General features: G+C 66.5%; 4 protein-coding genes. 3 read left to right on the top strand and 1 reads right to left on the bottom strand.

From position 1 onward, the window contains the following. Positions 1–511 precede the first annotated feature (511 nt). The 3 genes from HC022_RS29735 to HC022_RS22840 all read left to right on the top strand — a co-directional run bounded on the left by HC022_RS29735 (position 512) and on the right by HC022_RS22840 (position 2,337). Positions 512–640, top strand: coding sequence for a hypothetical protein (locus HC022_RS29735; protein ID WP_278184702.1), 129 nt, complete (start codon positions 512–514; stop codon positions 638–640). Positions 641–1,042: 402 nt separating this feature from the next. After that, on the top strand, positions 1,043–1,735 hold the full coding sequence (locus HC022_RS22845) for a YoaK family protein (RefSeq protein WP_008885054.1): 693 nt from the start codon (positions 1,043–1,045) through the stop codon (positions 1,733–1,735). 464 nt (positions 1,736–2,199) lie between these two features. Then, positions 2,200–2,337 carry a hypothetical protein gene (locus HC022_RS22840; RefSeq protein WP_165617136.1) on the top strand — a complete coding sequence of 46 codons (138 nt, stop codon included), beginning with the start codon at positions 2,200–2,202 and terminating at the stop codon, positions 2,335–2,337. A 156-nt stretch (positions 2,338–2,493) separates the two neighbouring features. On the opposite strand, the gene HC022_RS22835 is transcribed toward HC022_RS22840, so the two are convergent. Beyond that, positions 2,494–2,992, bottom strand: a 499-nt coding sequence (locus tag HC022_RS22835) for a zinc-binding dehydrogenase (RefSeq protein ID WP_167453933.1), incomplete at its 5' end; no start/stop codon positions are given.

Genomic DNA, 2,992 nt, shown 5'->3' with positions numbered 1-2,992 from the left:
AAGCGGAGGCGCAAGGCGCGATCTGAGAGCTGTCAACGGCTTGCGAGATTTGTCCGCATTCGCCTCCGCGAGACCGGCGAGATGTCGCACCCGCCCACGAATCGCCCGTGAAACGTTTTACCGCTCGGACAATCCTGTTCCGGTCGAGCCTTCCCTTCACCAAGACGAGTCTTCCTTACAAAACCCCCGCGAGAGCACTGGCGATGCCGCTCCCGAGCGGCGCGAGGGCCACGACATCGCCCCGCGCGGAGCGCATCCCTATCCGAAGGGGTAGGAGCCGCCCCCTTGGCGTCGCTTCGCCATCCCGAGGCCCGATACCCTCGGGCGCGGCGGCGGGGCATATTGGTCTCAACAGCAAGGACGACGAAGTAAGGCGAGGTTGCCGCAATTCGGCCATCATCTCGGCAAGAGGATCCGCGATAGGCACAGAACTGCCGTTGCAGACCCCGCTTTCGTCGATCTGCCGCAGACCGCCCCGAAGGGCACTCTGAAGAATTTGGAGGACTTGGAAATGTATATTGGTGCAGTGATCGTCATCGTCGCCGTTGGTTGCGTGATCGAACTTTGCGAGGGCGTCTCCGCCCGTCGCAGCAACGACCGGGACGCCCGGCTCGCGGAATTCCCCGGGCTGAACGGCTGAACCGCCTGACGTGGTCGCCGAGCCCGCGCCTCTTCCGGACGTACCCGGGCGCCGCGGGCAAGGCCTCTGGACTGATCCAGGTCCATCAAGTGAACGACCCGTCCCGCCGCGCCGGCCGCCCGTTTCGCCGGCGCATGTGACGAGACGGAATGCCCGGACCCACGGTCCCGGGCGGTGTGTACGGCGCAGGTGTTTGCGAGTGTCAGGTTTGCGTTCTGCGTCTTCCGGCGGGTTGCGCCGGGGTTTTGGTAAATGGTCTCCGGGGTGGTTGGCAGGGGGCGGACACTGTCCGCGCCCTGTCTTCCCGTGTGTCCATCCGGAATCGTTCCGCATCGGGCGCTTGTCTCCCGCGCGCTGAAAGCCGATCACTGGGGCAGAACCTGCCGTGAGGGAGAGCTGCCCGTGCTGTTTCGAGAAGGGAACGACCGCAACCAGTCCATCGACCTTGGCCTCGCCGCGCTGCTGTCGCTGGTGGCCGGGGCGCTGAACGCGACCGGATTCGAGGTCGCGGGGCTGTTCTCGGCCAATATGACCGGCAATGTCTCGGCTATGGCCGACAAGATCGCCTCGGGCGCCTGGGGCGTGGCGCTGCTCTTCGCGCTGGTGGTGGCGCTCTTCGTGAGCGGCGCCCTGCTCGCCGGCCTTGCGATAGAGTGGGCGCGCGGGCGCAATCGTCGCGGTATCTACGCGGTGCTGATCGAGGTCGAGGCGGCGATCCTGCTCGCGCTCGGCGGCATCGGCCTCTACGCTCCCGGGCTGATCGACGGCGTGGCGCTGATCGGCGTGCTGGGCTTCACGCTCGGGCTGCAGAACGCCGTGACCACGCGGATCTCGAGCGCGCGGGTCCGCACCACCCACGTTTCGGGCATGGCCACGGACGTGGGGCTCGCGCTTGCCGGGCTCTGGGTGGGCCGCAATGGCGCCGAGCGGCACCGGGCGCAGCTGGCGCTCCATGGTACCACCATCGCGGCCTTTGTCGTCGGCGGCATCCTCGGCGCGCTCTCGCACGCGGCGCTCGGGGCGGGGACGTTCCTGCTCTGCGGGCTGCCGATCGGCGTCGTCGCCGCCCGAGAGATGGCGCGCCAGAAGCGGTAGGCGGGCGCGCTGATCGCTGTCGAGATTCGGACATTTCAAAACTGCGTCGCGCTTGGGCCTATCCCGCTGGGTGGGCCTGCTGCATCCGAAAGATCCCGAAACTCCCTCCGGTTCACCCCTCCGGTTGCTAGGGTGACAGTAAGACCCTTGAAATTTCGAGGCAGCCTCGCAACGCGGCGCGAATCGGCCTGCGATGGGGTCGCGCTCCGCGCTCCCATCTCTCAGCGAGGGCTTGTATCCCTGTCAAACGATTGCGCGCGATGGTTGATCGAGAGTCTCCCACGCGACGGATAGATGGATCTCTATGTGTTTTCGCCGCCATCACGGGCGGTAGAAATTGTCTCTCGCCGCGAGTTGGATCACCATGGGGATGCTCCAGGAAACTGAAGCAGCGCATTTGGGGCCCCCCCCGCCGTATTTCCGGCAATCCTCAGTGTTTGAATTAAGGAGTACGAAATTTGGAAATGTATCTCAGTGCCCTTGCTCTCGTCGTCCTTGTCGGAGGCGCGTTCGAGTACTTCGAGCACCGCGCCCAGCGCAAGGAACAGCTGCGCAAGCAGCAGAACGTCGACTTCCCCGGGCTGAACAACTGGCAGGACTGACCTCGTCGCGGCGATGCGGTCTGTCGGTGCGAGGTTCGTGCCGATGCCAGAGTCCTCCGCGCTACAAGATGGGGCGGGTGGAGCCGCCGGGTCTTATGTGAAAGCGCCGCCCTGCTTGGGGGCGGCGCTGTGTATTTCGGGATCTGCCGAAGGCCGTCAGGGACGCAGCAGGATCTTGCCGGAGCGGCCCGGGGTGAGCGCCGCGGTCATCGCCTCGCGGCACTCCGCCAGCGCGAAGACACCGCCGCTGTCGAGCGGCAGCGCGCCCTTCGTGGCCAGCCCCAGCAGCTCGCCTAACAGCGCCATGCGGGTGTCGGTCGCCATCTCCTGGCTCACCTTCGCGCCCCAGAAGCCCTTCACGGTCACATGCTTGGTGATCAGATCGCCGGTCGAAAGCTGCAGTGGCGCCCCGGTCGCGGTGCCGAAGACCACGAGCTCGCCATCCACGCCGAGCAGGTCCACCAGATCCATCCCGAATTCCCCGCCGACGGAGTCAATGGCCGAGACCGCCCCGGCCTCCCCGATCAGCGTCTTCGCCTGCGCCTTCCAGTCGGGCGCCTCGGTCGAGAGCACGTTCTCGATGCCCGCCGCACGCAGCTCGTCCGCTGCCGCGTCCCGGCGCACGAGGCTCAGCAGCCGAATGCCGCGCGCCTTT

Origin of the sequence: Salipiger sp. HF18 (assembly GCF_011806505.1) — a bacterium.
Classification (GTDB): Bacteria; Pseudomonadota; Alphaproteobacteria; order Rhodobacterales; family Rhodobacteraceae; genus Salipiger; species Salipiger thiooxidans.
Note: the sequence above shows the minus strand (reverse complement) of the source record. Positions and strands in the feature narration are given on the sequence as shown.

Excerpts from the sequence above, each read along its gene's own strand:
- HC022_RS29735 (WP_278184702.1), top strand. The coding sequence starts at position 512 with ATGTATATTGGTGCAGTGATCGTCATCGTCGCCGTTGGTTGCGTGATC.
- HC022_RS22840 (WP_165617136.1), top strand. The coding sequence starts at position 2,200 with ATGTATCTCAGTGCCCTTGCTCTCGTCGTCCTTGTCGGAGGCGCGTTC.